Here is a 25,984-nt window from a genome sequence, read left to right as displayed (position 1 = left end):
GTCTGCGCATGCAAATCGCTTCGTTGTGCGGTGCTCGAAAGCTCACCTAACTACTTGTTATGTCTCGCTTTCTGTGCTCCATACGCCTTGCGCTTCACTATGCTCGGCGATGTATGCAGCACTTCCTGAGGCCGGCGAGCCGACCGGATCGATTGCGGGGCACTCAGCTCGTCAGTATTCGTAGCAGGTTCTTGTAGTCTTCGCGAACATCCGCGCTTTCGTCCTGCAGCGCCTGAACCTTGCGGCAGGCATGCAGCACGGTCGTGTGATCACGGCCCCCGAAGGCATCGCCGATCTCGGGCAGGCTGTGATTGGTCAGTTCCTTGGCGAGTGCCATGGCCACCTGACGCGGCCGCGCAACGGAACGCGAGCGCCGCTTCGACAGCAGATCCGCCAGCTTGATCTTGTAGTATTCGGCCACGGTGCGCTGGATGTTATCCACACCGACCTGCTTGTCCTGCAGTGCCAGCAGGTCCTTGAGCGACTCGCGAATGAAGTCCTGGGTGATCGTCTTGCCCATGAAGTGCGAATCGGCAATGACCTTCTTCAGCGCGCCCTCCAGCTCACGTACGTTGGAGCGGATCTTCTGGGCAATGAAGAAGGCGGCGTCATGGGGCAGGTTGACCTTGGCCTGATCGGCCTTCTTCATCAGGATGGCAACCCGCGTCTCGAGCTCCGGCGGTTCGATCGCCACGGTCAGCCCCCACCCGAAGCGCGACTTCAGACGTTCCTCTACCCCACTGATTTCCTTGGGATAACGGTCCGAGGTCAGGATCATCTGCTGGCCACCCTCGAGCAAGGCGTTGAAGGTGTGGAAGAACTCTTCCTGGGAGCGCTCCTTGCCGGCAAAGAACTGGATGTCATCGATCAGGAGTGCATCGACACTGCGATAGAAGCGCTTGAAGTCATTGATGGCGTTGAGCTGCAGCGCCTTGACCATATCGGCCACGAAGCGTTCCGAGTGCAGGTAGACCACGCGCGCATTCTCGCGCCGCATGTCCAGCGCATTGCCCACCGCATGCATCAGGTGAGTCTTGCCGAGGCCTACCCCGCCATACAGGAACAGCGGGTTGTAGGCGCCCCCGGGGTTCTCGGATACCTGGCGGGAGGCGGCCCTGGCCAGCTGGTTCGACTTGCCCTCGACGAAGGTGTCGAAGGTAAAGTTCTGATTCAGCCCGCTGTTGTGCTTGAGGCTACCCTCGACCTGCACCTGGCGCTCTCCCGAGGGCCGACGCGGAGCGCGGGCTTCCTCGGCCTCATCCCCGGCCTGATCGATCTCCGACTCGTCCGCCACATCACCGCGCGGCGGCGTGTGCACATTGGGCGCCTGAGGCGTTGCCGAGACGGGATCGCCGAGCTCTCTGGGTTGCGGGGCAGGAGCGGCACGACGGCTGCCCACTACCAGCACGACCTTGGGTGGTTTGGCAGGCGCCAGCTCGCGCATCAGTTCGCTGATGCGCTTGGCGTACTTGTCACTGACCCAATCGCGCACAAAGCGGTTCGGCGCCAGCAGGCGAAGCTGGTTGGCCTCCCCCTCTTCCGCCTGCAGGGGGCGGATCCAGGTATTGAACTGCTGGGAGCTCAACTCATCCTGAAGGGTAGCCAGACACTGTTGCCAGAGAGCGAGTGACACACGACCTCACATCGTAGATTCAAGAACGGCCGAACATTGTAGCGCTCAACCTGCGGGTTATCCACATGACAGCATGTCTGATTTGGTAATGTGGAAAACCCTGTTTTCAGGCTGGGTGTCAAGCGGCGCACAACAGGTGGCAGCATCGGCCCCTGTGTACAGCTAAGGAATCCCTGCAGAGGCCATTCACAGCCAACGCCCACTTTCCTCCAAGGTTGTGCACAGCAGCAATAAAAAGCTAACTATTTGAAGATAATGTTTTAAACCGGGTTTTCCACAATTTTTCTCCCCAACAATAATAACAGCATCAGTTATCCTCTCTTCTTGTAATAATGATTGTCATGGCAACCCGAGAAACGAGGCTTGTCGGGCTCAGGTCGAGCAGGAATTGCGCCAGCGTCTGGAAATCACTACAATGCCCGGTCTTGAGCCGGTTTTGCTCGGCGCCAATGCAGCAGCCGAGCGCCTCAGACAGCTTTCGACTCCGTACCAACACCACGTGGGAATAATCAGTTATGAAACGCACCTTTCAACCCAGCGTTCTCAAGCGCAAGCGCATGCATGGTTTCCGCGCTCGCATGGCCACCAAGAATGGTCGTGCCGTCCTGGCGCGTCGTCGCGCCAAGGGCCGCAAGCGTCTAAGCGCTTGATCGAGAACACGTGTCCTGTCAGGGCTTTCCTCGGCGGCTGCGACTGCTGACCGCCGAGGACTATCGACGTGTCTTCGATTCGGCAGCCTTCAAGCTGCACGGCAAAGGGATGATGGCGCTGGCCACACCCAATACCCTGGGCCACCCGCGTATTGGCCTGATCTTCAGCAAGAAAAATGTCCGTCGGGCCGTTGATCGCAATCGCCTCAAGCGAATCACGCGTGAATCCATACGGCATCGACAGCACCGACTTCCCGCCGTGGATATCGTGCTGCTCGCCCGACGTGGCGTACAGGAGCTGGACAATGATGTTGTCCACCGCCAGTTACATGGCATGTGGCGTCGCCTCGAGCGTGAAGCGCAGAAGGCCTCACGTCACTCCTCTGACGCCTCGACAGAGCATCGATGAAGCATCCACCCTGCGGCTGTCATCATCGCCTGGAGCTCTGATGAGCTTGTTTTCTCCGCTTGCCGCCAAGCTTGACGTCACCCCGCCGAAAGCGGACGCTCCTCTGACGAGAGCCGGCCTGCCATTGGCGGGCTTTCGTTTGTGCAGGGTGTACGACTCACGCTACGCCATCGGAATGTTCACCACCCATCGGGCAGACCCCTCATGGACGTAAAACGACTCCTCCTGCTGATTCCCCTGGCAGTGCTCGCCTACTTGATCGTAGTGCAGTGGAATCAGGACTATGGCCAGGCCACACAGGCGCCGGAAGCTCCGGGCATTGCGAGCGAGAGCTCGACAGCGTCCGAGGGCAGCGAAGAACAGGGCAATGACCTCTCGGTCCCTGCCAGCAGCCCTTCCAGTGCGGACATGGAAAGTCAGATGCCGGGTAACGAACCCGCATCCAGCAGCCGCGACCTGATCGCCGTGACCACGGATGTGCTGGATATCCGCATCGACCCGCAGGGCGGCGACATCGTCTATGCCGCCCTGCCCCAGCACAAGTACGCCGAGAATTCCGATCAGCCCTTCGTGCTGCTTTCCGACAACGGCACCCGCAGTTATGTGGCGCGCTCGGGGCTGCAGCTGGAAGGTCATGATGGCCGCATCGCCTTCGATCCGGAGCAGACCTCCTACCAGCTGGCCGAAGGCGATGATCAGTTGCAGGTGGATCTGAGCGCCACGGTCAATGGCGTGGATGTCATCAAGCGCTTCACCTTCGACCGCGACAGCTATGCGGTGAATGTCGAGTACCTGATGAACAACGCCAGCGAAACGCCATTGACGGCGCGTTTCGTCGGCCAGCTGGTGCGCGACAACACCAGCGACCCGTCGAGCGGTCCGAAGATGGGCATGAGCTCCTTCCTCGGTGCCGCCTTCTCCACGCCCGAAGACCGCTACCTGAAGGTCGACTTCGAGGAAATTCGCAACGGCGAATTCACCAACCGGGATGTGGAAGGCGGCTGGGTCGCCATCATCCAGCATTACTTCACGTCGGCCTGGGCGCCTCCCCAGGATCAACAGAACCTCTACTACGGCGCGACCGACTCCCAGAACCGCAATGTCGCGGCCTTTGCCGGCCCCACCAAGACACTGGGCGCCCAGAGCGAAGGTTCGCTGCAGGCGACCCTCTACATGGGGCCCAAGATCCAGGATCGCCTGGAAGCCGTGGCGCCTCACCTGGAGCTGACGGTCGACTTCGGCTGGTTGTGGTTCATCGCCAACCCGCTGTTCTGGCTGCTGGACAAGATCCACGACATCATCGGTAACTGGGGCTGGTCCATCGTCATCCTGACGCTGCTGGTCAAGACGGCCCTGTGGCCGCTGTCGGCCAAGGCCTACAAGTCCATGGCGCGCATGCGCAAGCTCGGGCCGGAGATGCAGCGTCTCAAGGAACAGTACGGCGACGACCGCCAGAAGATGTCCCAGGAGATGATGAAGTTCTACCAGAAGGAGAAGATCAATCCGCTGGGCGGCTGTCTGCCGATCCTGGTCCAGATGCCGGTCTTCATCGCCCTGTACTGGATGCTGCTGGAGTCCGTGGAGCTGCGCCATGCGCCCTTCATGCTGTGGATCACCGACCTGTCGGTGAAGGATCCCTTCTTCGTGCTGCCGATCCTCATGGGCGCCTCCATGTACGTTCAGCAGTTGTTGAATCCGACACCGCCGGACCCGACCCAGGCCAAGATCATGAAGATGCTGCCGGTTGTCTTCACCTTCTTCTTCCTGTGGTTCCCGGCCGGCCTGGTGATCTACTGGGTGGTCAACAACATCACCTCGATCGCGCAGCAGTACTTCATCACGCGCAAGATCGAGGCCGACCCCGAAATCGGCAAGGGCATGAAGACCAAGTAAGCGGCCACGCCTGCCCTGCTCGATTCACCGGACCCCCGCCCCTGCGGGGGTCTGGTGTTTATGGCCCATGAAACCGACAATATCCGCGATCATCCCGAGGACTAGCCGATGGCCGACCACCTGTATTCGCAAGACACCATTGCCGCCCTGGCGACACCGCCCGGACAGGGTGGTGTCGGCATCATTCGCGTCTCTGGGCCTCTCAGCCGCTCGATCGCCGAGCGGGTGCTGGGGTCCTGCCCGGCACCGCGACACGCCTTGCACCTGCCTTTTCAGGGCCACAACGGCCTGCTCGACGAAGGCATCGCGCTGTTCTTCGCCGGGCCCCATTCCTTTACCGGGGAAGATGTCCTCGAACTCCAGGGCCATGGCGGCACCGTGATCATGGACCTGCTGCTGGAGCGCTGTGTTCAGCTGGGCGCGCGGCTGGCCCGACCCGGGGAGTTTTCCGAACGCGCCTTCCTCAACGACAAGCTGGACCTGGCCCAGGCCGAGGCCATTGCCGATCTGATCGAAGCCAGCTCGCGCGGCGCCGCGGAGAATGCGCTGCGCTCGCTGCAGGGCGAGTTCTCGACGCGGGTCGACACCCTCGTCCAGCAGTTGATCGAGTTGCGCATGTACGTCGAAGCCGCCATCGACTTCCCCGAGGAGGAAGTCGACTTTCTCGCCGACGGCCATGTCGCCGGCAAGCTCGACGCGATTCGCACCACCCTGACCGAGGTGCGCGACAGTGCCGGCCAGGGGGCCCTGATGCGCGAGGGCATGAACGTGGTCATCGCCGGGCGCCCCAATGCCGGCAAGTCGAGCCTGCTGAACGCCCTCACCGAGCAGGACACCGCCATCGTCACCGAGATCGAGGGCACCACCCGCGACGTCCTGCGCGAACACATCCATCTGGACGGCATGCCGTTGCACGTGATCGATACCGCCGGGTTGCGTGACACCCCGGACGCCGTCGAGAAGATCGGTGTCGCCCGGGCCTGGTCGGAAATCGAAAAAGCGGATCGCGTGCTCCTGATGGTGGATGCCATGACCACCGACAGCGTGGATCCGATGGCCATCTGGCCGGAATTCGTCGCCCGACTCGCCGATCCCGGCCGTCTGACCCTGGTGCGCAACAAGGTGGATACCAGCCGGGAAACGCCGGGCATGGACACTTCCAGCGCCACACCGATCATCCGGCTCTCGGCGAAGACCGGTGAGGGTGTGGATAACCTGAAGGATCACCTGAAGTCGGTGATGGGGTTTTCCACAACCACCGAAGGCCGCTTCTCGGCCCGCCGCCGCCATCTGGACGCCCTCGATCGGGCCGCCTCGGCGCTGGACAACGGCAGGGCACAGTTATCCGGACACGGCGCCGGTGAACTGCTGGCCGAGGACCTGCGAGATGCCCAGCAGGCCCTGGGGGAAATCACCGGGGAGTTCAGCGCCGATGATCTGCTCGGCGAGATCTTCGGCAGCTTCTGTATCGGCAAGTAATGCCTCCCGACATGCGCCCGGCAAGTACGGAACAGCGGGGCTTGTCGCCCTACTCGGGCACCCACCAATCAGCCCGGTAATGGCTGGCCTCGCCCCATAGTGGCGTCAGCCTGCGCATGGCATCCGCGAGGCGTTGCTCCAGCCCCCAGGGCGGGTTGATGACCAGCATGCCACTGCCATGCATGCCGCGTTCCCGGCCGGCCGTCCCCAGATTCAGCTCGCTGCGCCATACCTTGCGCTGGCCACCCTCCTTGAGAGCTTCGAGCAGCGTCATGTGATGGCCTGCCGGCAGCAGCGGATACCACACCAGCATGACCGCATGGCGTGCCTTGCGCATGGCCTTGAGCAGGGTATCCGCCACCTCGGCGTACTCGTTCTTGCGTTCATAGCTGGGATCCACCAGCACGCAGAGTCGCGGCGATTTGACCGGCAGGGCGCTCAGCAACCCCGAGAGACCATCGGCATGTAGATGGCGTGCCCGGGCGGGCAGATCCTGCTGACTCAGGTGGCCATGCTCACCGGGATGCAGCTCGAACAGTTGCAGGCTGTCCTGCTCGCGCAGTCGCTGGGCCATCCACCAGGGCGATCCCGGGTAATGGTCGAGCCTGGCGGCTGGCTGATGCTGCTGAGCGCTTGCCAGGCCGGCCAGCCAGTCCTCGAGCAGGGGATCGGCCTGCAACGTCTGGCGTGCCTGCCAGAGCTTCTCGGCCCCATGGCGATACTCGGCCAGGCGCGAGGTTTCTTCCGCCTGCAGGGGATAGCGACCTCGGCCGGCATGAGTATCGATATACGTAACAGATGAGCTTTTACGTAATAGATGGTCGATCACGGCATGGAGCATCAAATGCTTGTGAACATCGGCAAAATTGCCCGCATGATAGGCGTGCTGATACGAAAGCATGGTCACGGATTCCGAGGTCGACAAGGCAAGAGCCCGCCCCTCGGAGAGGTCGGCGGGCCGGGTTGAGAACGGCTCGAGAAGCCGGGGTGATCAACTCTGCTGGATGGGCGACAGTGTCAGCTCGACACGACGATTCTGGGCGCGGCCGGATTCGGTATCGTTGCTGGCCACCGGCTGGTTTTCCCCGTAGCCCTGCATGTTGAGCCGGCTGGAAGCCACGCCGGAGCGTCCGAGGTATTGGCCCACTGCCTGGGCACGGCGCTCGGAGAGTTGCTGATTGTAGCCCGCATCCCCGGTGCTGTCGGTATGCCCGGCAATGTTGATGCGTGTCTCGGAATATTCGGTCAGCACCCCAGCGACATCATTCAAGGCATTGGTGGCCGAGGACGTCAGCTCGCTGGAGTCGAAACCGAAGGTGACGCTGCTGGGCATGTTGAGCACGATATCGTTGCCATCACGCTCGACACCGATACCGGTGCCTTCCATGCTGCGCCGCAGTTGCTCTTCCTGACGATCCATGTAGGCCCCCACGCCACCACCGACTGCCGCGCCGGCGGCGGCACCGATCAGGGCCCGGTCACGACGGCTGGAGCTGCCATCACCACTCAGGGCACCGGCCGCGGCCCCGACCACGGCACCAATGGCCGCCCCGGTTCCGGTATTACCGCGCTGGGTCTGTCCACTATTCGAATTGGTGGTGCTGCACCCCACCAGCAGCACGGCAACAGCCACAGGAACGAGCGAACGAAAGGGTTTGATCATGCGAGTACTCCTTGAAATAACATTGAACATCCATTAGGGAACGCTGATTAAATCGACGAGCAAAGTGAAGCGCAAGGCACACGGAGCAGAGAAAGCGAGACATAACAATTAGTTAGGCGAGCTTTCGGGCACCGTGTAAAGAAGCGATTCGCATGCGCAGGCATTTAAGCAGTGTCTCCTTGGGCACCGGCCTCACCGATCGGGTTCACTGATCATGGCCAGTAGCTCGTTCAAGAATAATAGCCCTCGGGAAGATGCTTGCAGCCTCCGGGTATCTTCCACCAAAAGTCCTTTTTCTCGTGCCTCCTGCAGACGCGCGTGCATCAGCGACGCCGGCTTGCCGGCATTGGCCTCCCAGGTTGCCATGGCCACCCCATCGACGAGCCGCAGGGCGTTCATGGCAAACTCCAGCGGCAGTTCGTCATCGCTGACCGGGGAACGACCGGCCACGAAGCCACGCGGATCCTGATGCCGGCGCAGGTAGGCCTCGGGCTGACGGGCCTTCCAGCGCCTTTCGATGGCGAGTTCGCCCTCCGCCCGGGCACTCAGCTTGCCATGTGCCCCGGCCCCGATGCCCAGATAATCCCCGAATTGCCAGTAATTGAGATTGTGGCGAGCGCGCCGCCCGGGGCGTGAGTAAGCCGAAATTTCGTAGCGTGCCAGCCCGGCGGCCTCGAGCTTGTCATGTCCCATGTCCTGGATGTCCCAGAGCACCTCTTCCTCGGGCAGGGTCGGCGGGTGGGAATGAAATTCGGTATTGGGCTCCAGGGTCAGCTGGTACCAGGACAGATGCTCCGGCGCGAGCGCCAGGGCCTGGTCCAGATCGGCCAGCGCCGATGCCACACTCTGGCCCGGGAGGCCATGCATCAGGTCGATATTGAGGTTATCGAAGCCCGCCTCACGTGCTTCCTGAACGGCCGCCTGGGCATCATCGCCGCTGTGGATACGCCCCAGTGCCGTCAACTGCTCATCCTGGAAACTCTGCACGCCCAGTGACAGCCGATTGATGCCCGCGGCGCGATAACCGGCGAAGCGCCCTCGCTCCAGGGTACCCGGATTGGCCTCCAGGGTGATCTCGATATCCTCGGCTAACGGCAGGCAAGCCTCCAGCGCCTGCAGCAGGCGACGATAGAAGGAAGCCGACATCAGGCTGGGCGTGCCGCCGCCGATGAACACGCTGACCACTTCACGCCCGGCCGCCAACGGCAGATCGGCCTTCAGGTCATCGATCAGCGCCGCCAGATAGGCCTCTTCCGGCAACGCCGCACCACGCCCCACACCGTGTGAATTGAAATCACAGTAGGGGCACTTGCGCACGCACCAGGGTACATGGACGTAGAGCGCCAGGGGCGGGAGCGCGTTCGACACAGTGCTCATGGTGTCTCGGACAAGGCCGTCACCAGGGCACCCAAGGCACGCCCCCGATGACTCAGCCGATTCTTCTCGGCGGCCGTCAGCTCCGCGGCCGACATGCCCTGATCCGGCAGCCAGAAGAGCGGATCATAGCCGAAGCCGCTGTCCCCGCGCGGATGGGCCAGGATTTCACCATCCCAGTGTTGCTGGACGATGAGCGGTACCGGATCCTCGGGATGGCGCAGCAATACCAGTACGCACCAGTAACGGGCCTGGCGCCGACCTTCCGGCGTATCGGCCAGGGCCTCGAGCAGTTGCTGGTTGTTGCGTTCGTCACTCCTGGGCTCGCCCGCAAAGCGCGCCGAGTAGATGCCCGGCCGCCCCTGAAGGGCGTCGACGGCCAGGCCGGAGTCATCGGCCAGGGCCGCGGCACCACTGACGCGGCTGGCTTCACGCGCCTTGAGCAGGGCGTTTTCGACAAAGGTCACCCCGGTCTCTTCGACCTCCACGACATCATACGCGGACTGCGGCTGGACCTCGTACCCCAGGGGCGAGAGTAACTGATGAAATTCATTCAACTTGCCGGCGTTACCGCTGGCGATAACCAATTGTTGGGGCATTTCGTATGCTCTTGCCAGACAAAACGGATAAGGGAAACGCTGAATAAATAGCCGCGCATAGTGAAGCGCAAGGCGCACGGAGCACAGAAAGGGAGACATAACAGATAGTTAGGCGAGCTTTCGCGCACCGCGCAACGCAGCGATTTGCATGCACAGGCATTTAAGCAGTGTTTCCTCAGGGATTCATGGCAGTATTTTAGGCGTAATAGCCAGCATAAGGAATGAGCCTGGCGGAACGTCTGACAGCGCTCAGACTGCGGCGGCTCGCGGCACTGACAGGCGTGCGCAACGCATGAACAAACTTTTTACAGCCATCTATTACATTGCGTTAAGATGCATGCTATAGAGACGTACTAAGCTTAAACGACTAAGACCTGCGGTGAAACAACGTGAACCGAGAGCCCGGAGAGGCCTTAGCCGCAGGTTCTGCATCAGCCGTGCTAACGGCAACTGGCAGCGTAAGGGCGACTGGCGTTCTTTGCAGGGGAAGATCGTCGACACCATGGGGTGCAGGCAACATCACCATGCATGCCAAGTGCCGTGAACCATGACGACCATTCAGCCAGGCCAAGGAGGCTACCCATGGATAAGGACCACCGCTCTCTCTTGTTGGTGACAGAGCCCAGCGCCTTTTCCCAACTCTTTGTGGATTACCTGCGTGAACAGGGCGATTTCCCTGTGTCCGTCACGCTGCCACAATCCCGCCCGACGCATGAAGAAGCCCTGCCCACGGTCATCCTGCTGGATATCGACCACATGAGCGAAGCTTCGGTATATGCCTGGTATACCCACTATTCCGACCAGCCCGGTGTGGCTCTGGCCGTGTTCAACCTTGCCGACGAGGATCATGCCGCGGAACTGGTATCCGCCATGCACCTCCAGGGGGTCTTCTATCGTCAGGATGACCTGTCTCTCATCTGCAAGGGCCTGACCACGCTGATGGAAGGCCACCCCTGGATGTCCCGCTCACTGATGGCGCGACTCCTGGAGTTCCTGCGTCAGCAGCAGATGAATGCCTATCGACCGGCCTGCGGTCTGACCCAGCGCGAACAGGAAATCATCGGCCTGCTGGGCTCGGGGTCTTCCAACCTGGAGATCGCCGACATCCTGAATGTCAGCGAGCACACCGTGAAGTCACACCTCTACAATACCTTCAAGAAGATCGGTGTGAACACGCGCCGCCAGGCCGTCAGCTGGGCCCGCCAGCATCTGGGGGCGCCACCGCCCCGCGGCGAGCAGCACTGAAACGCCAGGCGCTTCAGCGCATGTGTTCCTGCATCAGCCCGGCCAGGGTTTCAGCGGCATTGTCGGCCGTGGTATCCAAACGCACCAGCAGACGACGCTCCTCTTCGGTGAAGGCATCGAAGAGGCTGCACTGCTGTTCCAGCACACCCAGGCTTTCCTCGGTCGCCACTGACTGCCGCGCAGCCCGCTTGGCAATGCGCCGCCGCAGCGTGGCGTCATCGACCTCGAAATGGATCAGCAACACCGGAAGGCCGCGGGCCTCGGCCTGATGGCGCAGCAGGTCACGCTGTTCCCGCTGGAGACAGGTACTGTCGATGCAGACGGGCAACCCGGCATCCAGCAGCGCGCCGGCGCAGCGTGCCAGGCGCTGATAGGTTGCCTCGGTCGCCGTCCGTGAAAACATGTCCACATCTGGTTGCCGGCCCTCCTCCTGTGGATAAACATCGTACAGACGACGACGCTCGGCGGACGAACACACGCGAATGGCACCCAGCCGATCCACCAGGGTGCGCGTGAAACGGCTCTTGCCGCTCCCCGAGACGCCGACCCCGATCACCAGGGGCGGGAAGCGAAACTCGGTATACTGCTCGGCCAGGGCGAGATAACGCCGAAAATCGCTCATCGTCTCGGCCAGCAATGCCGGCTGTTCCTCGTCCCCGGCATCGCTGAAACGCCGCAGGACACGTCGCGCCCCGGATAATGCCTCGATCACCTGGAAGACCGGCAAGAGTCGCGGCAACTCGTAATCGCCCGTCAGGCGCAGATAGCCATCCAGTGCCTGAAAGGCGAGGCGACGCTCATCGCGGACTTCCAGGCCGACCAGCAGGGAGGCCAGATCGCTCGCCGCATCCAGCGGCCCCTCTGAGCCCGCGCCCGCGAGATCCCGATCAATGGCATTGGCCATCAGGACCCGGCCGTCATCGATCAAGCGACTCTCCGCATGAGCCCTGGCCCAGCTGGCCGGCAAGAGCCCGGTGCAGCGCGCCTGCAGCACAGGTTCGAGACGCGCGATGTTCTCCTCCAGCCAGCGTTCGAGGTCGGCCACCCGTTGGCGATCCTCTTCGCCGTGCAGCAGAGCACCCAGGGCCTGGAGCTCTGCCTGACTGCGGTCGCGAATCAACTGCGCGGCCGATGCCTCGTCCACCGTGGACTGTTGCGCATGCCAGGCATGCAAGGCGGCAATCAGTGACGCAAGGTCGAAATCCGCCTCCCGCGGCAGGCTGTCGTGCGGTTGCTGGCTCATTACCGGTCTCCTTGCAGTAACGCCCTTCAGGCCTGATTCATCGACGCAAACACCGTTTCGGCGGCATCCAGGGTCGCCTGGATATCCTCGGGAGCATGCGCGCTGGACATGAAGCCGGCCTCGAATGCCGACGGTGCCAGGTAGATCCCCTGGTCGAGCATGGCGGAAAAGAAGCGGCGGAAGGCATCGCCATCACAGGCCGTGGCCTGGGCAAAGTTGTCCACCCGGCTCTGTCCGGTGAAGAAGATGCCGAACATGCCTCCAGCCTGCTGGGTGATCATGTCGATACCCGCGGCATCGGCACGCGTCTGCAGACCTTCGCACAACGTTGCGGCACGCTGGGACAGGGCATCATGGAAGCCGGGTTCACGCACCTTGTTGAGCAGGGCAATGCCCGCCGCCATGGCCAGCGGGTTACCCGCCAGGGTGCCGGCCTGATAGATCGGTCCCAGCGGCGAGATGTTTTCCATGATCGAGCGGCGACCCCCGAAGGCCCCCACGGGCATGCCGCCACCGACGATCTTGCCCAGGCAGGTCAGATCCGGCGTAACGCCATAATGTGCCTGGGCGCCGCCCATGGCGACGCGAAAGCCGGTCATGACCTCATCGAAGATCAACACGCTCTCATGGCGATCACAGACCCGCCGCAGGGTTTCGAGAAAGTCCGGCTGGGGCGGTATGCAATTCATGTTGCCGGCCACCGGCTCGACGATGATGCAGGCGACCTGGTCGCCGATTTCCTCGAAGCAGGCCTCCACGGCATCCGGATCATTATACGACAGCGTGATGGTATGTTCGGCCAGCGATGCCGGCACGCCGGGCGAGCTCGGCTCACCATGGGTCACGGCTCCCGAGCCCGCCTTGACCAGCAGGGAGTCGGTATGACCATGGTAATTGCCCTCGAACTTGACGATCTTGTCGCGTCCCGTGTAGCCGCGGGCCAGGCGCACCGCGGACATGGTGGCCTCGGTGCCGGAATTGACCATGCGTACCATGTCCATGCTGGGGATCATCTCGCAGATCAGATCGGCCATGTCGGTCTCGATGGCCGTCGGCGTGCCGAAGGACAGGCCATCATCGAGACGCTCGCGCACCGCGCCCAGCACATCGGGATCGGCGTGACCGGTGATCATCGGCCCCCAGGAGCCCACATAATCGATATAACGCTTGCCTTCCACATCGAATAGATACGCTCCCTGGGCACGCTCCATGAAAACCGGGGAACGGTCCATGCCCTTGAAGGCACGCACCGGCGAATTGACACCGCCGGGAATGCGTCGACAGGCCCGTTCGAAGAGCTGCGCTGATGTGGTCATGTCAACCTCTTGTCCTGTTGAGGGAAAGCCCTGGATGATGCTGGAGGCAGGAGACTGGCGGCCTCCAGCTTGTGGATAATTCGTTGGATAAACTTTTGACGAGCAGTGATCGACCGGTGAAAAGCGTCGAAGTGGTCGCCATCGATCCCGCCAATGCCTGCCTCGGCTCACTCATTCAGTATTACATACCTGGCCCGTTCCAGTAGCGTCGCGGCAGACACTGATCATCTCCCGGGCACCAGCCGTTCGACAGCGCCTCCCAGGTAAAGGCCTGAGCCTGCTCACAGGCGGCGACCATGGAATCCCCCAGCGCCAGCCGAGCCGCCAGCGCCGCGGCCAGGGTGCAACCCGAACCATGGAAGACCGCCGGCAAGCGTGGCCATTCCCACTGGCGATCACCATCCGGCGTATGCAGGGTGTGGACAACCTTGTCATCGGCGTCCGCCGCATCGGTGCCGGTGACCAGCACCGCCTGGCAGCCCTGGCGCATCAGACTGACTGCCCTGTCGGTCTCATCCCGACATGCCGCCTCGGCCAGACGCTGCAGCTCGAGATGATTGGGCGTCAGGATATCCACAAGGGGAAACAGGCGCGACGCGTACGCCGCCGCCAGGGCATCCGTGGATAACTCACGACCACCACCCGCCTTGAGGATCGGATCGGCCACCACCGGCACTCCGGGCCGACGCCGGACGATGTCCACCACCGCCTCCAGGCTCGCGACATCGCTCAGCAGACCGATCTTGATGGCATCGATCTCGATATCCGCCAGCCCGTCGGCCATCTCGCTGACCAGCTCGCCGGCCACCGGCTGTACGCGGCTGACATCGCGGCAATTCTGCACCGTCATCGCCGTGGGAATCGTCAACGCCCAGCCGCCACAGGCACCAATGGCCTCGGCGTCAGCAATGATACCGGCACCGCCGGTGGGATCGTGTCCCCCCAGGGCCAGAACCACCGGAAGGTGTCGATTGATGGTCAAGGATGGCGTCATCAGAACGGCTTGAGCACGGCCAGCAGGATGATCCCCAGCAGGGCGATCACGGGCAGTTCATTGAAGATGCGGAAATATCTCGAGCTGCGCTGGCAACGCTCGGCGGCAAACTGCTTGAGATAGATCAGGCATACATGGTGATACGCCACCAGCAGGGCGACCAGGGTCAGCTTGACATGCATCCAGCCCTGACTCAGCCAGTTAGGTACCAGATAGAGCATGATGCCGCCCAGGATCAGCAGAGCCACCATCGAGGGCATCATGATGCCCCGATACAGCTTGCGCTCCATGGTGGTGAAATACGCCATGGCCTGCCGATCGCCCTGATCGCGGGCCGTGGCATGGTACACATAGAGGCGCGGCAGATAGAACATCGCCGCCAACCAGGTCACCATGGCAATCAGGTGAAAGGCCTTGATCCAGAGATACATGTCACTCCTCACGTATTGCGAAAGCGGTAATAGCGCTCGATGGCATCGCGGGTAATGATACCCGAGATGCGCTGCTTGCCGGGACGATGGCCGTGTTGCACGTAGAGCGCATCGACATGCTTGGTATTGAGCCGATCGAAGGCCTCGGACAGTGTCGCCTGCAGATGGATGGGTGCCAGGTCCAGGCGCTTGCCGGGGATCTCCAGCAGGTCCATCTTGCCATCCTTGCCGATATTGTCATCGTCATCATGCTCCAGCATCCAGCGCGCCAGGGACGCCGCCTTGAGGGCCAGGGTCGGCTTGTCATCGCGAGTGCGCTCGATGACCACCCATTCGGGCTTGTCGTCCAGCAGGGCACTGGCCTCGGCACGCGTCACGCGGCGCGGCGAGCGAACCAGGGCGCGCTCCATGACCGCCGGCACCGAGACGCGTGACAGGGCCTGCATCAAGGGCTGCTGCAAGGGGTGCAGCCCATGGCGGGTGACACTCACGAAGAAGCCATCACAGCCACACAGCTGGCGTGACGTCAGCCCCGCCACCACCACGGCCAGCATGCCCGGCAGAATCATGCCCGGATTGTGCGTCAGCTCGAGCAGTGCCATCAGCGCCGCCAGCGGGGCCTGCAGGACGGCCCCCATCATGGCCGCCATGCCCAGCATGGCATACACCTCGGGGCCGGCCGCGACCTCCGGCAACCACCAGCCGCCGAACAGGCCACACAGGGCTCCGGCGGCACCGCCGGCCACCAGCACCGGACCAATGATGCTCACCGGAATGCCGCAGGCCACCGCCAGGGCCGTCAGCACCAGCTTGCCGATGGCCAGGGCAATCAGCACGTCCAGGGTGATCGAACCATTCAGGATGCTGCCCAGGCTGTCATAGCCCATGCCCTGTACCTGGGGATACCACCAGGCCACGCCACCGACCAGGCCGGCAACCAGGGCCAGGCGTGCCGCAAAGGGGAGACGTTTCATGACATTGCCCGAACGCGCCAGCTTGACGAAGCCTCCCGCCATCAGGCCGATCGCCAGTGCACTCAGCACGATCCAGGGCAGATTGTACAACGACTCCAGCTCGACGCCGCTCATCTGGAAGGGGCGCACGCTGCCATAGGCCATCTGAGCCACCAGAGCACCGATGGTAGAGGCCAGGATCACCGGCATGAAACCGATCAGCGTGTATTCCATGATCACCACTTCCATGGCGAAGATGACGCCGGCAATCGGCGTGTTGAACGATGCCGAGATGCCCGCGGCCGTGCCGCACCCCACCAGCACGCGCAGGCTGTTGTGCGGCAGCCGCAAGCGCTCACCCAGGCCGCTCGAAGCCGCCGCGCCGAGATGAATGGCCGGGCCCTCGCGGCCCGCGGAAAGCCCGCCGAGTACCGAGATCAAGCCGACCCACCATTGTGTGAACCAGTTGCGCAGCGGAAAGCGGCCCTGATGGTAGGTCAGTCGCTCGATGACATGGGCCACCCCGATCTGACGCGCGGCAGGAGGCTGATAATGCATCCACAGGCCAATCAGGATCACCGCCAGCACCGGCAGCGAGGATCTGAGCCAGGGCGAGAGCGTTTCGAAGGCTTCAGGATCGGCATCCGGCATGAAGGCCATGGCACCGACTTCCAGCAGCAACCGAAAGCCGACCATCAGACCGCCGGTGATCAAGCCCGAGAAGACACCCAGTACGCACAGCTGCGGCAGGCCATCGACACTCGCCAGGCGGCGGCGAAAGCCATCGAGGGAATAGAAGCGAAACCAGCGTCGTGACAAGAAGACCGTCCTCTGGAACCGAGCGATGTCCATGACATCGATAATCCGACCATGACCCCACTGGGTAGGCCATGCCTGTCTTGTGTATCATATTCACTATAGAGGTCCCAGCTTTCACCCCTGATGAGGAGTCCAACGTGATCAAGGTCGGAATCGTCGGCGGCACCGGCTATACCGGAGTCGAGCTACTCAGGCTGCTGGCGCGTCACCCGGGTGTCAGTGTCGAGGCCATTACCTCGCGCAGTGAAGCCGGCCTGGCGGTCAGCGAACTGTATCCCAATCTGCGGGGGCATTACGCCGACCTGCGTTTCAGCAATCCCGACCCCGAACGCCTGGGCGCTTGTGACGCCGTCTTCTTCGCCACACCGCACGGCGTCGCCCATGCCCTGGCGGGCGACCTGCTCGACCGAGGCACGCGCGTCATCGACCTGTCGGCCGACTTCCGTCTGCGCGATGCCGATGAATGGGAGTCGTGGTATGGCCAGCCTCATGGTGCCCCGGAACTCCTCGCGGAAGCGGTCTACGGCTTGCCGGAAACCAACCGCGAGCGCATTCGCGAAGCACGCCTGGTCGCCGTGCCCGGCTGTTACCCGACGGCCGTGCAACTCGGCCTGCTGCCACTGCTGGAAAGCGCCTCGATCGATGCCAACCACCTGATTGCCGACTGCAAATCCGGCGTCACCGGCGCCGGGCGTGGGGCCAAGGTTGGCTCACTGCTGGCCGAGGCCAGCGAATCGATGAAATCCTATGGTGCCTCCGGTCATCGCCACCTGCCGGAAATCCGCCAGGGCCTGGGCGATGCCTTCGGCGAGCGGGTCGGCCTGACCTTCGTGCCCCATCTGACCCCGATGATCCGCGGCATCCATGCCACGCTCTATGGTCAGTTGCAGGGCGATGTCGCGGATCTCCAGGCACTGTTCGAACAGCGCTTCGCCGACGAACCCTTCGTCGACGTCATGCCGCCCGGCAGTCACCCGGAAACCCGCAGCGTCAAGGGCGCCAACATGTGCCGCATCGCCGTGCACCGCCCGTCAGACGGCGACACCGTGGTAGTCCTCGCGGTCATCGACAACCTGGTCAAGGGCGCCTCGGGTCAGGCGATACACAACCTCAACCTGATGTTCGGCTGTGACGAGACCGCCGGCCTCGACGCCCCGGCCATGATGCCCTGAGCTTTCCTCTACCGGACCAGGCGATCACCGCCAACCCGGCGTGAGAAGCGCCGGGGACAGGTCGCCCCCACACAATAGTTGACCTTTTTACTGGGTGGTGTGGATAATCGTGGCATGAACCACACCCACCGATCACGAGGAGGTCACCCATGAGTGGTGTCGCATCCTTTGTTCCTACCCCGCTGTTGCTGTCCGACAGTGCCAAGGCGCGCATCAGAGGCCTGGTCGAGGAAGAGGGCAACCAGGCACTCAAGCTGCGGGTCTATGTGACCGGCGGAGGTTGTTCCGGCTTCCAGTACGGTTTCGATTTTGCCGATTCGGTCGCCGAAGACGACACACTGGTCGAATTCGACGACGTGGCCCTGGTGGTCGATCCTCTTTCCTACCAGTATCTGGTCGGTTCAACGGTCGACTTCGAGGAAGGACTGGCCGGTGCACGCTTCATGATCCAGAACCCCAATGCCACCACCACCTGTGGCTGCGGCGCCTCCTTCATGGTCTGACCCACCGCACCGCGCCGGAACGTTGAACTGGCGCTGACAAGGCTTCCCGCCCTGACTTGACGCCTTCATGACAACTCGCCATGGTGGATATGTATTCCACAACAATTGCTTCCATGGGGAAACGTATGAAACGTCAAATGAAGGCGGTATCACTGGCTACCTGCATCGGCTTCGGTCTCGCTGCCTCCGGCATGGCCGTTGCCCAGGACCAGACGCTCAACGTGGCCACCGATCCGAGCTTCGTGCCCTTTGAAATGATGGACCAGGAAACCGGTGAGATGGTCGGTTTCGACATGGACATCATCCAGGAAATCTCCGACCGCGCCGGGTTCGACTACAACCTGCGGACCATGGACTTCAACGGCATCATCCCCGCCGTGCAGACCGGTAATGTCGACATCGCCATCGCCGGCATCACCATCACCGAAGAACGCGGCGAAATCGTCGACTTCTCCGATCCGTATTACGACAGTGGTCTGAAGCTGCTGGTCAACAAGGATGATGACAGCATCCAGAGCGTCGATGACCTGGAAGGCAAGTCGATCGGCACCAAGATCGGCTCCACCAGCTACGACTATCTTCAGGAAAATCTCGGCGACAGCGCCGACATCACGCCCTATCCGGGCACCAGCGACATGTACATGGCACTGCTGGGCGGCAGCGTCGATGCCGTCTTCTATGACGCCCCCAATGTCGGCTACTTCTCCCAGACCAAGGGTGACGGCAAGGTCAAGACCGTCGGCCCGCTCTACGAGGGGCAGCAGTACGGGCTGGCCATCGCCAAGGGCAGCGAATGGGTCGAACCCATCAACGAGGCCCTGGCGTCCATGAAGGAAGATGGCACCTACGACGAAATCCACGCCAAGTGGTTCGGTTCTTCCTCCGACGAGGAGTGAGTCGGACGTCAATGCCGAACATGGGGTCGGGTCCACGGGCCCGACCCCATTGTGTTACCCCATCATCCAGCAAGCACTGACCCAAGACGCGAGCGAAGGGACACCGCTCGCTGCCGGAGTTCCTCTTTCAGCGTCGTGCCGGCGGCGACTGGTTCACAGTGGTGAGACCCACCGGCTTGGCCGCGGTGCTCCCCCCTTCGCCACCGGGCCAGTGCTTCCACGCCAAGAACGCTGAAAGGGAGACCCACTGTGGACTTTCAATTCGACTGGCAGGCGGCCTTCGCCTCCATTCCGCAACTGGCAACGGGTATCCCCTACACCCTGCTGATATCCTTCGGTGGTCTGGCGATCGGCTTTATCATCGGCATCATCTTCGGGTTGCTGAGAATCAGCCCGACCCGATGGCTGCGCATGCCCGCCATCGCCTATATCGAAGTCTTCCGTGGCACCCCGGTGCTCGTCCAGGTCCTGTTCATCTTCTATGGTCTGCCGCAGATCCTCGGTGGTCCCATCAATGCCCTGGTCGCCGGTATCGCGGCCATTGCCGTCAATTCCGGGGCCTATATCTCGGAAATCGTGCGCGGTGGCGTGCAATCCGTGGAGCGCGGCCAACGCGAGGCGGGCCTGTCCCTCGGGCTGTCACGGGTACAGACGTTTCGCTACATCATCTGGCCCCAGGCCTTCCGGCGCATGATTCCATCGCTCGGCAACCAGGGCATCATCAGCATCAAGGATACCTCCCTGTTCTCGGTCATCGGCGTCGGCGAACTCGTCCGCCAGGGACAGATCTACATCGCCACCACCTTCACCGCCCTGGAGGTCTACCTGATGGTTGCCCTGCTGTACCTGGCGATCACCCTGACCCTGTCGTTTGCGCTGCGCATGCTCGAGCGCAAGGGCCTCGTCGGACAATAAAGGAAGGCACCTCATGAACCAGCAGAAGTCCACGGCCGGCGCCGAGCCCATCGTGCGCATGAACAAGCTCAACAAGCACTTCGGCGACTTTCACGTGCTCAAGGATATCGACCTGAGCGTCGCCACCGGCGAGGTCGTCGTGGTCATCGGCGCCAGTGGCTCCGGCAAGTCGACACTGATCCGCTGCGTCAACGGCCTGGAAGAATTCCAGCAGGGCGAACTGGATGTCGACGACAGTCCCTTGCTGCCCTACGGCAAGGCCACTCAGGCCCTGCAGAAGATCCGCACCGAAGTCGGCATGGTGTTCCAGCAATTCAACCTCTTTCCGCACCTCAGCGTGCTCGACAACGTGATTCTGGCGCCCATGAAGGTACGCGGGCAGGACCGCGAAACGGCGGTGGCGACCGGTGAACGCCTGCTCGAGCGTGTCGGCATCAGCGACCAGATCTACAAGTACCCGACCCAGCTCTCCGGCGGTCAGCAGCAGCGTGTTGCCCTGGCCCGTGCCCTGGCCATGGAACCCCGCCTGATGCTCTTCGATGAGCCCACATCGGCGCTGGATCCCGAGATGATCGGCGAAGTGCTCGATGCCATGCGCGAGCTGGCCAATGACGGCATGACCATGATGATCGTCACCCACGAAATGGGCTTTGCCCGCGAGGTCGCCGACCGCGTGATCTTCATCGACAAGGGCTGCATCGTCGAGGAAGGCCCGCCCGAGACGATCTTCGATCAGCCTGTCGAGGCCGCCACCCAGAGTTTCCTTTCGAGGGTGCTCAAGCACTGACCGTCGCGCATTTGCGGGAGGCATTGATCGCCTTCCAGGATCTCATCGAGTGCCAATCAGGCACTTTCTCAAGGCTCTGTCGTTATCGACAGGGCCTTTTTTCTGCCTGTGGATAACCAGCCGGACGATGACCCCCGAAATTCGCTCGCAGGCACTGCCACGCCGGTAATGCTGAACAAGGAGGCAGGTTGTTCACAGCCGCGGTGACAACTCGGGTAGTGGTCGGTGGAAAAGGGCTGATTTTTCCGGCTTGTGGGCAAGTCGAGGTTTCATCCACAGACCTCCAACAGCTCGTGCGCAGCTCGCCCGGAAGCTTTGCGTGTATCAGTCAACACTACATGTTGTTGATGTAAAAGGTTTATGATCGCTTATCAACAGAAAAGCTCCACACCAGTAATAACAACAACAACAGAACTTCTTATCTATATATTATTTATATTGTTGTCTGAGGGTGTGTGAAAGGACGCGGACCAAAATCCAGGTGTGGAAAACCCTGACGATTACCCACAGGAGGTTTATACTGGCTGGCTGATTTCATCCCCGATTCGCAATATCGGCGCCGATGCGCCGAACGAGGTGAACCTTGGATTACCCCGACCGTTTCGACGTCATCGTCATCGGTGGTGGCCATGCGGGCACCGAAGCCGCTCTGGCCTCGGCTCGCACGGGCTGCCGTACGCTGCTTCTGACCCACAACATCGAGACCCTCGGTCAGATGTCGTGCAATCCTGCCATCGGCGGGATCGGCAAGAGTCATCTGGTCAAGGAGATCGATGCCCTGGGCGGTGCCATGGGCCTGGCCACCGACATGGCCGGCATCCAGTTTCGCGTGCTCAATGCGCGCAAGGGCCCAGCCGTGCGGGCGACCCGTGCCCAGGCGGACCGCGTGCTGTACAAGGCTGCCATCCGCGGCATGCTGGAGAACCAGCCCAATCTGACGATCTTTCAGCAGGCCGCCGGCGACCTGATCGTCGACGGCAACCAGGTACGCGGCGTCACCACCGAAACCGGAATCCGCTTCCACAGCGAAAGCGTGGTCTTGTGTACCGGCACCTTCCTCGGCGGAGTTATCCACATCGGGATGGACAACAGCCGCGGCGGTCGAGCCGGCGATCCGCCCTCCAATGGGCTGGCAGAGCGTCTGCGGGCCCAGCCGTTCAGCGTCGATCGACTCAAGACCGGGACTCCCCCGCGGCTGGATGCCAAGAGCGTCGATTTCTCGCAGCTCGATGCACAACCGGGTGATGACCCGACCCCGGTCATGTCGTACATGGGCGATCGGGAGCTGCATCCGCGTCAGGTGAGTTGCCACATCGCGCACACCAACGAGCGCACCCACGAGATCATTCACGCTAACCTGGATCGGTCGCCGATGTTTTCCGGCACCATCGACAGCGTGGGACCGCGCTATTGCCCGTCCATCGAGGACAAGGTGCATCGCTTCGCGGACAAGAACAGCCATCAGATCTTCGTCGAGCCGGAGGGCCTGGAGACCCATGAGCTGTATCCCAACGGCATCTCCACGTCGCTTCCCTTCGATGTGCAGCTGCAGGTCGTGCGTTCCATCCGCGGCATGGAAAATGCCCATATCACGCGGCCCGGCTATGCCATCGAGTATGATTTCTTCGATCCGCGGGATCTGAAGCACTCGCTGGAAACCCGGCATATCGACAACCTCTACTTCGCCGGGCAGATCAATGGCACCACCGGGTACGAGGAAGCCGGCGCCCAGGGGCTGCTGGCCGGTCTCAATGCCGCCCGTCGCGCCAGCGGCCTGGACGCCTGGTGGCCGCGTCGCGACGAAGCCTATCTCGGCGTCCTGGTGGATGACCTGATCACCCTGGGGACCCGCGAGCCCTATCGCATGTTCACGTCTCGCGCCGAGTACCGCCTGCTGCTGCGCGAAGATAACGCCGACATGCGCCTCACCGAGGCCGGTCGCGAGCTGGGCCTGATCGATGATCAACGCTGGCAGACCTTCAGCACCAAGCGCGAAGCCGTCGAGCAGGAAACCTCGCGGCTCAAGTCCCGCTGGGTACAACCCGGTGGCGAGGCGGCGGCCAGGGTCGATGAGCTCACCGGGCAGCCGCTCAAGCGGGAATACAACCTGCTCGAGCTGCTGCGCCGCCCCGAGCTGGGCTATCGTGATGTCGCCGGGCTGGTGGGCGAACCGGTCGAGGATGAGCGCGTCGCCGAACAGGTGCAGATCCAGGCCAAGTACCAGGGGTATATCGATCGTCAGCAGGCCGACATCGACAAGCTCAAGCGTCATGAAGCCACGCCGCTGCCCGCCGATCTCGATTACCAACAGGTGGAAGGGCTCTCCAACGAGATCCGTCAGAAGCTCATCGAGAGCCGGCCCGAGACACTGGCGCAGGCCTCGCGCATCTCCGGCGTCACACCGGCGGCGGTGTCGATCCTGCTCATCCATCTCAAGAAGCGCCGCCTGCTCGATGAAAGCCGGGTAGCCAACGCATGACCCAGGATGATCAGCGCTTGCGCGAGCGCCTGGAACAGGGCCTCGACGAGCTGGGTCTCGAGACCCGGCCGGGCACCGGGGACGCATTGATGTCGCTGCTGGCGCTGTTGCACAAGTGGAACCGTGCCTATAACCTCACCGCGATACGGGCGCCGGAGGACATGGTCTCGCGTCACCTTCTGGACAGCGCCGTCGTGGCGCCCCATGTCACCGGTTCGTCGCTGCTCGATGTGGGGGCCGGTCCCGGCTTGCCGGGACTGGTACTGGCGATTCTCGCCCCGGAACGTCAGGTAACCCTGCTCGACAGCAACGGCAAGAAGGTACGCTTTCAACGCCAGGCGGTGATGGAACTGGGTTTGACCAATGTCACTCCGGTCCAGGCGCGGGTCGAAGCCTTCGCGGGACCGGCCACAGGTTATGACGAAGTCATCTCGCGGGCCTTCGCCAGCCTGGGGGATTTCGTCTCGCTGAGTGCCCGCCTGGTGGCGGATGGAGGACGGTGGCTGGCCATGAAGGGCCCCACCGTGGAGGATGAGTTGAGCGGATTGCCCGAGGATGTTGCCCCGGTCGCCAGTCATGAACTGCGGGTACCCTTCGAGCCCGGCCAGCGTCGGCTGGTGATACTCGAACGCACCGCTTCCACCCAGGGTCGCCACTGAGGCGTCCGTCACACGCAAGGAATGTCGCCGTGACCAAGATCATCGCCTTGACCAACCAGAAGGGCGGCGTGGGCAAGACCACTTCCGCCGTCAACCTTGCCGCCAGCCTGGCGGCTCTGGACCGCCGGGTCCTGCTGGTCGACCTGGACCCTCAGGGCCATGCCACCATGGGCAGTGGGGTCGACAAGCACGAGCTGGACGGCAGTGTCCTCGACGTCATCCTCGGTGATCGCAAGTCCAGCGAGGTCATCCTCGACTGTCCCGAGGCCGGTTACGCCCTCTTGCCGGGCAATGGTGACCTGACCGCGGCCGAAGTCGAGCTCCTGGAGCGCCAGGATGGCCGTGAGCGCTGTTTGGTCGACGCCCTGCGCGAGGTTGCCGCGGAGTACGACGTAGTGCTGATCGACTGCCCGCCGTCCTTGAACATGCTGACCGTCAATGGCCTGACGGCTGCCGATGGCGTGCTGATCCCGCTGCAGTGCGAGTTCTACGCCCTCGAGGGGCTGTCGGCGCTGCTCGACACCGTCGAACAGATCAAGGACAGCGTGAACCCCCAGCTCGAGATCTTCGGGATCCTGCGCACCATGTACGACAACCGCAACAGCCTGACGCGCGATGTCAGCAAGCAGCTGCGCGATTATTTCGGGGATGCCTTGCTCAAGGCCACCATCCCGCGCAACGTGCGAGTCGCCGAGGCACCGAGTCACGGCCTGCCGGTGACCAAGTACGCCAGGTTCTCGCGGGGCAGCCAGGCTCACCGGGTGCTGGCCAAGGAATTGATCCGTCGTCTGTCGTTGTAATCGTATAGACCCTGGAACCGTATATACCCCGAAAGAGGGAAACGCGATGACGCGCAAACAACGCGCCCTGGGACGTGGCCTGGATGCCCTGATCGGCGCCAATGCCAAGCGCCGTGACAGTCTGGACTTGCCGGAAGTGGATGCCACCCTGGCGGGAGACGAACAGGACGACCAGCCTCAACGGCTCGCCGAGACCGAGGAACGCCTGGAACGTCTGCCGCTCGGCCAGCTGAGCCGCGGGCGTTATCAGCCGCGGCGTGACATTCAGTCCGAAGCGCTGGAAGAACTGGCCGACTCGATCCGTGCCCAGGGCGTCATGCAGCCCATCGTGGTGCGGCCGCTGGACGACGAACGCTATGAGATCGTGGCCGGCGAGCGGCGTTGGCGCGCCGCACAGCTGGCCGAACTCGACGTCATTCCGGCGGTGATCCGCGAGGTCAGCGATGAAGGGGCGCTGGCGCTGGCGCTGATCGAGAACATTCAGCGCGAGAGCCTCAATCCGGTCGAGGAAGCCATGGCCATGAAGCGCCTGCTCGACGAGTTCGAGCTGACGCAGCAGCAGGCGGCGGATGCCGTCGGCCGCTCGCGTGCCCAGGTCGCCAACCTGCTGCGGTTGTTGTCGCTGGACCCGGAAGTGCAGACGCTGCTCGAACGCGGTGACCTGGACATGGGGCACGCCCGGGCGCTGCTGTCGCTCTCGGGCGCCAAGCAGCGCAAGGCCGCTCACGAAGTGGTCAACAAGGATCTGACGGTGCGTGCCACCGAGGCCCTGGTCAAGCAGCTCAATGCCGGCGGGCCAAAGAAGCAGGCCAAGCCGGAGCAGAGTCCCGATGTGGCCAGGCTGGAATCGCGCCTCGGTGACCTGCTGGGCGCTCCCGTCAAGATCCAGCACGGCCAGAGCGGCAAGGGGCGCGTGACCATCCGCTATGCCAGCCTGGAAGAGCTCGACGGCATACTGGAGCACATTCGCTGAGGCGAGGATTCATTTAGCGGGCTAAAGAAGTTCGCGTCTTTTCATTGCCTTTTAGTCTTAACCTGGCGTGATATCGCGTATATTCGCAGCGCATCCGGT

Annotated in this window: 24 protein-coding genes; 14 read left to right on the top strand and 10 right to left on the bottom strand. The window is 62.5% G+C overall.

The features are described from left to right. Positions 1–163: 163 nt before the first annotated feature. Positions 164–1,633: a chromosomal replication initiator protein DnaA gene (dnaA, locus tag QWY79_RS07000; protein WP_290271253.1), complete on the bottom strand. Its 1,470-nt coding sequence runs from the start codon at positions 1,631–1,633 to the stop codon at positions 164–166. A gap of 515 nt (positions 1,634–2,148) precedes the next feature. On the opposite strand from dnaA, the gene rpmH reads away from it, so the two are divergent. The 4 genes from rpmH to mnmE all read left to right on the top strand — a co-directional run bounded on the left by rpmH (position 2,149) and on the right by mnmE (position 6,064). Further along, entirely contained in the window at positions 2,149–2,283 is a 135-nt protein-coding gene (rpmH, locus tag QWY79_RS06995; protein ID WP_027960517.1) for a 50S ribosomal protein L34, read from the top strand. Between the two features lie 10 nt (positions 2,284–2,293). Continuing rightward, on the top strand, positions 2,294–2,692 hold the full coding sequence (gene rnpA, locus QWY79_RS06990; protein ID WP_290271247.1) for a ribonuclease P protein component: 399 nt from the start codon (positions 2,294–2,296) through the stop codon (positions 2,690–2,692). A 204-nt stretch (positions 2,693–2,896) separates the two neighbouring features. Beyond that, on the top strand, positions 2,897–4,585 hold the full coding sequence (gene yidC / locus QWY79_RS06985; protein WP_290271245.1) for a membrane protein insertase YidC: 1,689 nt from the start codon (positions 2,897–2,899) through the stop codon (positions 4,583–4,585). A gap of 108 nt (positions 4,586–4,693) precedes the next feature. Then, positions 4,694–6,064: a tRNA uridine-5-carboxymethylaminomethyl(34) synthesis GTPase MnmE gene (mnmE, locus tag QWY79_RS06980; RefSeq protein WP_290271243.1), complete on the top strand. Its 1,371-nt coding sequence runs from the start codon at positions 4,694–4,696 to the stop codon at positions 6,062–6,064. 49 nt (positions 6,065–6,113) lie between these two features. Here the strand turns inward: mnmE and QWY79_RS06975 are convergent, their stop codons facing one another. From QWY79_RS06975 to rdgB, 4 genes are all read right to left on the bottom strand, one after another. Beyond that, positions 6,114–6,965 carry a 23S rRNA (adenine(2030)-N(6))-methyltransferase RlmJ gene (locus QWY79_RS06975; protein ID WP_290271241.1) on the bottom strand — a complete coding sequence of 284 codons (852 nt, stop codon included), beginning with the start codon at positions 6,963–6,965 and terminating at the stop codon, positions 6,114–6,116. A 90-nt stretch (positions 6,966–7,055) separates the two neighbouring features. Further along, entirely contained in the window at positions 7,056–7,727 is a 672-nt protein-coding gene (locus tag QWY79_RS06970; RefSeq protein WP_290271239.1) for a YiaD family glycine zipper/OmpA-like lipoprotein, read from the bottom strand. 192 nt (positions 7,728–7,919) lie between these two features. Continuing rightward, entirely contained in the window at positions 7,920–9,095 is a 1,176-nt protein-coding gene (gene hemW / locus QWY79_RS06965; protein WP_290271438.1) for a radical SAM family heme chaperone HemW, read from the bottom strand. A 5-nt stretch (positions 9,096–9,100) separates the two neighbouring features. Next, on the bottom strand, positions 9,101–9,700 hold the full coding sequence (gene rdgB / locus QWY79_RS06960) for an RdgB/HAM1 family non-canonical purine NTP pyrophosphatase (RefSeq protein WP_290271237.1): 600 nt from the start codon (positions 9,698–9,700) through the stop codon (positions 9,101–9,103). 582 nt (positions 9,701–10,282) lie between these two features. Between rdgB and QWY79_RS06955 the strand changes: the two genes are divergently transcribed. After that, entirely contained in the window at positions 10,283–10,945 is a 663-nt protein-coding gene (locus QWY79_RS06955) for a LuxR C-terminal-related transcriptional regulator (RefSeq protein WP_290271235.1), read from the top strand. A gap of 13 nt (positions 10,946–10,958) precedes the next feature. On the opposite strand, the gene QWY79_RS06950 is transcribed toward QWY79_RS06955, so the two are convergent. The 5 genes from QWY79_RS06950 to QWY79_RS06930 form a co-directional block, all read right to left on the bottom strand. After that, positions 10,959–12,188: a P-loop nucleotide/nucleoside kinase family protein gene (locus QWY79_RS06950; protein ID WP_290271233.1), complete on the bottom strand. Its 1,230-nt coding sequence runs from the start codon at positions 12,186–12,188 to the stop codon at positions 10,959–10,961. A 26-nt stretch (positions 12,189–12,214) separates the two neighbouring features. Beyond that, the gene (hemL, locus tag QWY79_RS06945; RefSeq protein ID WP_290271231.1) at positions 12,215–13,504 is read right to left on the bottom strand and encodes a glutamate-1-semialdehyde 2,1-aminomutase; all 1,290 of its coding nucleotides are present in this window, start codon (positions 13,502–13,504) and stop codon (positions 12,215–12,217) included. Between the two features lie 181 nt (positions 13,505–13,685). Then, entirely contained in the window at positions 13,686–14,498 is an 813-nt protein-coding gene (thiD, locus tag QWY79_RS06940; RefSeq protein WP_290271229.1) for a bifunctional hydroxymethylpyrimidine kinase/phosphomethylpyrimidine kinase, read from the bottom strand. Beyond that, a complete protein-coding gene (gene hemJ, locus QWY79_RS06935) occupies positions 14,498–14,929 on the bottom strand; it encodes a protoporphyrinogen oxidase HemJ (RefSeq protein WP_290271227.1) in 432 nt (143 codons plus the stop codon). Before hemJ ends, thiD begins: the two co-directional genes overlap by 1 nt. Before the next feature lie 8 nt (positions 14,930–14,937). Then, complete coding sequence (locus QWY79_RS06930; RefSeq protein WP_435389766.1) at positions 14,938–16,734, bottom strand: chloride channel protein; 1,797 nt, start codon at positions 16,732–16,734, stop codon at positions 14,938–14,940. A gap of 104 nt (positions 16,735–16,838) precedes the next feature. On the opposite strand from QWY79_RS06930, the gene argC reads away from it, so the two are divergent. The 9 genes from argC (at position 16,839) to QWY79_RS06885 (ending at position 25,885) form a co-directional block, all read left to right on the top strand. Then, the gene (gene argC, locus QWY79_RS06925; protein WP_290271223.1) at positions 16,839–17,873 is read left to right on the top strand and encodes an N-acetyl-gamma-glutamyl-phosphate reductase; all 1,035 of its coding nucleotides are present in this window, start codon (positions 16,839–16,841) and stop codon (positions 17,871–17,873) included. A 149-nt stretch (positions 17,874–18,022) separates the two neighbouring features. Then, positions 18,023–18,376 carry an iron-sulfur cluster insertion protein ErpA gene (gene erpA, locus QWY79_RS06920; RefSeq protein ID WP_141319635.1) on the top strand — a complete coding sequence of 118 codons (354 nt, stop codon included), beginning with the start codon at positions 18,023–18,025 and terminating at the stop codon, positions 18,374–18,376. Positions 18,377–18,501: 125 nt separating this feature from the next. Next, entirely contained in the window at positions 18,502–19,272 is a 771-nt protein-coding gene (locus QWY79_RS06915; protein ID WP_290271221.1) for a transporter substrate-binding domain-containing protein, read from the top strand. Between the two features lie 249 nt (positions 19,273–19,521). Next, positions 19,522–20,187, top strand: a complete 666-nt coding sequence (locus QWY79_RS06910) for an amino acid ABC transporter permease (protein WP_290271219.1) — start codon at positions 19,522–19,524, stop codon at positions 20,185–20,187. A gap of 13 nt (positions 20,188–20,200) precedes the next feature. After that, positions 20,201–20,974, top strand: a complete 774-nt coding sequence (locus QWY79_RS06905) for an amino acid ABC transporter ATP-binding protein (RefSeq protein ID WP_290271217.1) — start codon at positions 20,201–20,203, stop codon at positions 20,972–20,974. 583 nt (positions 20,975–21,557) lie between these two features. Beyond that, positions 21,558–23,453, top strand: a complete 1,896-nt coding sequence (mnmG, locus tag QWY79_RS06900) for a tRNA uridine-5-carboxymethylaminomethyl(34) synthesis enzyme MnmG (RefSeq protein WP_290271214.1) — start codon at positions 21,558–21,560, stop codon at positions 23,451–23,453. After that, positions 23,450–24,112, top strand: a complete 663-nt coding sequence (gene rsmG / locus QWY79_RS06895) for a 16S rRNA (guanine(527)-N(7))-methyltransferase RsmG (RefSeq protein WP_290271213.1) — start codon at positions 23,450–23,452, stop codon at positions 24,110–24,112. Before mnmG ends, rsmG begins: the two co-directional genes overlap by 4 nt. A gap of 29 nt (positions 24,113–24,141) precedes the next feature. Continuing rightward, complete coding sequence (locus QWY79_RS06890) at positions 24,142–24,912, top strand: ParA family protein (protein WP_290271211.1); 771 nt, start codon at positions 24,142–24,144, stop codon at positions 24,910–24,912. A 46-nt stretch (positions 24,913–24,958) separates the two neighbouring features. Then, positions 24,959–25,885: a ParB/RepB/Spo0J family partition protein gene (locus QWY79_RS06885; RefSeq protein WP_290271210.1), complete on the top strand. Its 927-nt coding sequence runs from the start codon at positions 24,959–24,961 to the stop codon at positions 25,883–25,885. The last annotated feature ends 99 nt before the right edge of the window (positions 25,886–25,984 follow it).

Source organism: Halomonas sabkhae (assembly GCF_030409265.1).
Classification (GTDB): domain Bacteria; phylum Pseudomonadota; class Gammaproteobacteria; order Pseudomonadales; family Halomonadaceae; genus Halomonas; species Halomonas halmophila.
This window is presented reverse-complemented; position numbering and strand designations above follow the sequence as displayed.

Coding starts and splice junctions, on each gene's coding strand:
- QWY79_RS06970 (WP_290271239.1), bottom strand. CDS start 7,727: ATGATCAAACCCTTTCGTTCGCTCGTTCCTGTGGCTGTTGCCGTGCTG.
- QWY79_RS06975 (WP_290271241.1), bottom strand. CDS start 6,965: ATGCTTTCGTATCAGCACGCCTATCATGCGGGCAATTTTGCCGATGTT.
- yidC (WP_290271245.1), top strand. CDS start 2,897: ATGGACGTAAAACGACTCCTCCTGCTGATTCCCCTGGCAGTGCTCGCC.
- QWY79_RS06930 (WP_435389766.1), bottom strand. CDS start 16,734: ATGGACATCGCTCGGTTCCAGAGGACGGTCTTCTTGTCACGACGCTGG.
- mnmE (WP_290271243.1), top strand. CDS start 4,694: ATGGCCGACCACCTGTATTCGCAAGACACCATTGCCGCCCTGGCGACA.
- QWY79_RS06885 (WP_290271210.1), top strand. CDS start 24,959: ATGACGCGCAAACAACGCGCCCTGGGACGTGGCCTGGATGCCCTGATC.
- QWY79_RS06915 (WP_290271221.1), top strand. CDS start 18,502: ATGAAACGTCAAATGAAGGCGGTATCACTGGCTACCTGCATCGGCTTC.
- QWY79_RS06905 (WP_290271217.1), top strand. CDS start 20,201: ATGAACCAGCAGAAGTCCACGGCCGGCGCCGAGCCCATCGTGCGCATG.
- QWY79_RS06950 (WP_290271233.1), bottom strand. CDS start 12,188: ATGAGCCAGCAACCGCACGACAGCCTGCCGCGGGAGGCGGATTTCGAC.
- erpA (WP_141319635.1), top strand. CDS start 18,023: ATGAGTGGTGTCGCATCCTTTGTTCCTACCCCGCTGTTGCTGTCCGAC.
- hemJ (WP_290271227.1), bottom strand. CDS start 14,929: ATGTATCTCTGGATCAAGGCCTTTCACCTGATTGCCATGGTGACCTGG.
- rsmG (WP_290271213.1), top strand. CDS start 23,450: ATGACCCAGGATGATCAGCGCTTGCGCGAGCGCCTGGAACAGGGCCTC.
- rdgB (WP_290271237.1), bottom strand. CDS start 9,700: ATGCCCCAACAATTGGTTATCGCCAGCGGTAACGCCGGCAAGTTGAAT.
- thiD (WP_290271229.1), bottom strand. CDS start 14,498: ATGACGCCATCCTTGACCATCAATCGACACCTTCCGGTGGTTCTGGCC.
- rpmH (WP_027960517.1), top strand. CDS start 2,149: ATGAAACGCACCTTTCAACCCAGCGTTCTCAAGCGCAAGCGCATGCAT.
- QWY79_RS06955 (WP_290271235.1), top strand. CDS start 10,283: ATGGATAAGGACCACCGCTCTCTCTTGTTGGTGACAGAGCCCAGCGCC.
- hemL (WP_290271231.1), bottom strand. CDS start 13,504: ATGACCACATCAGCGCAGCTCTTCGAACGGGCCTGTCGACGCATTCCC.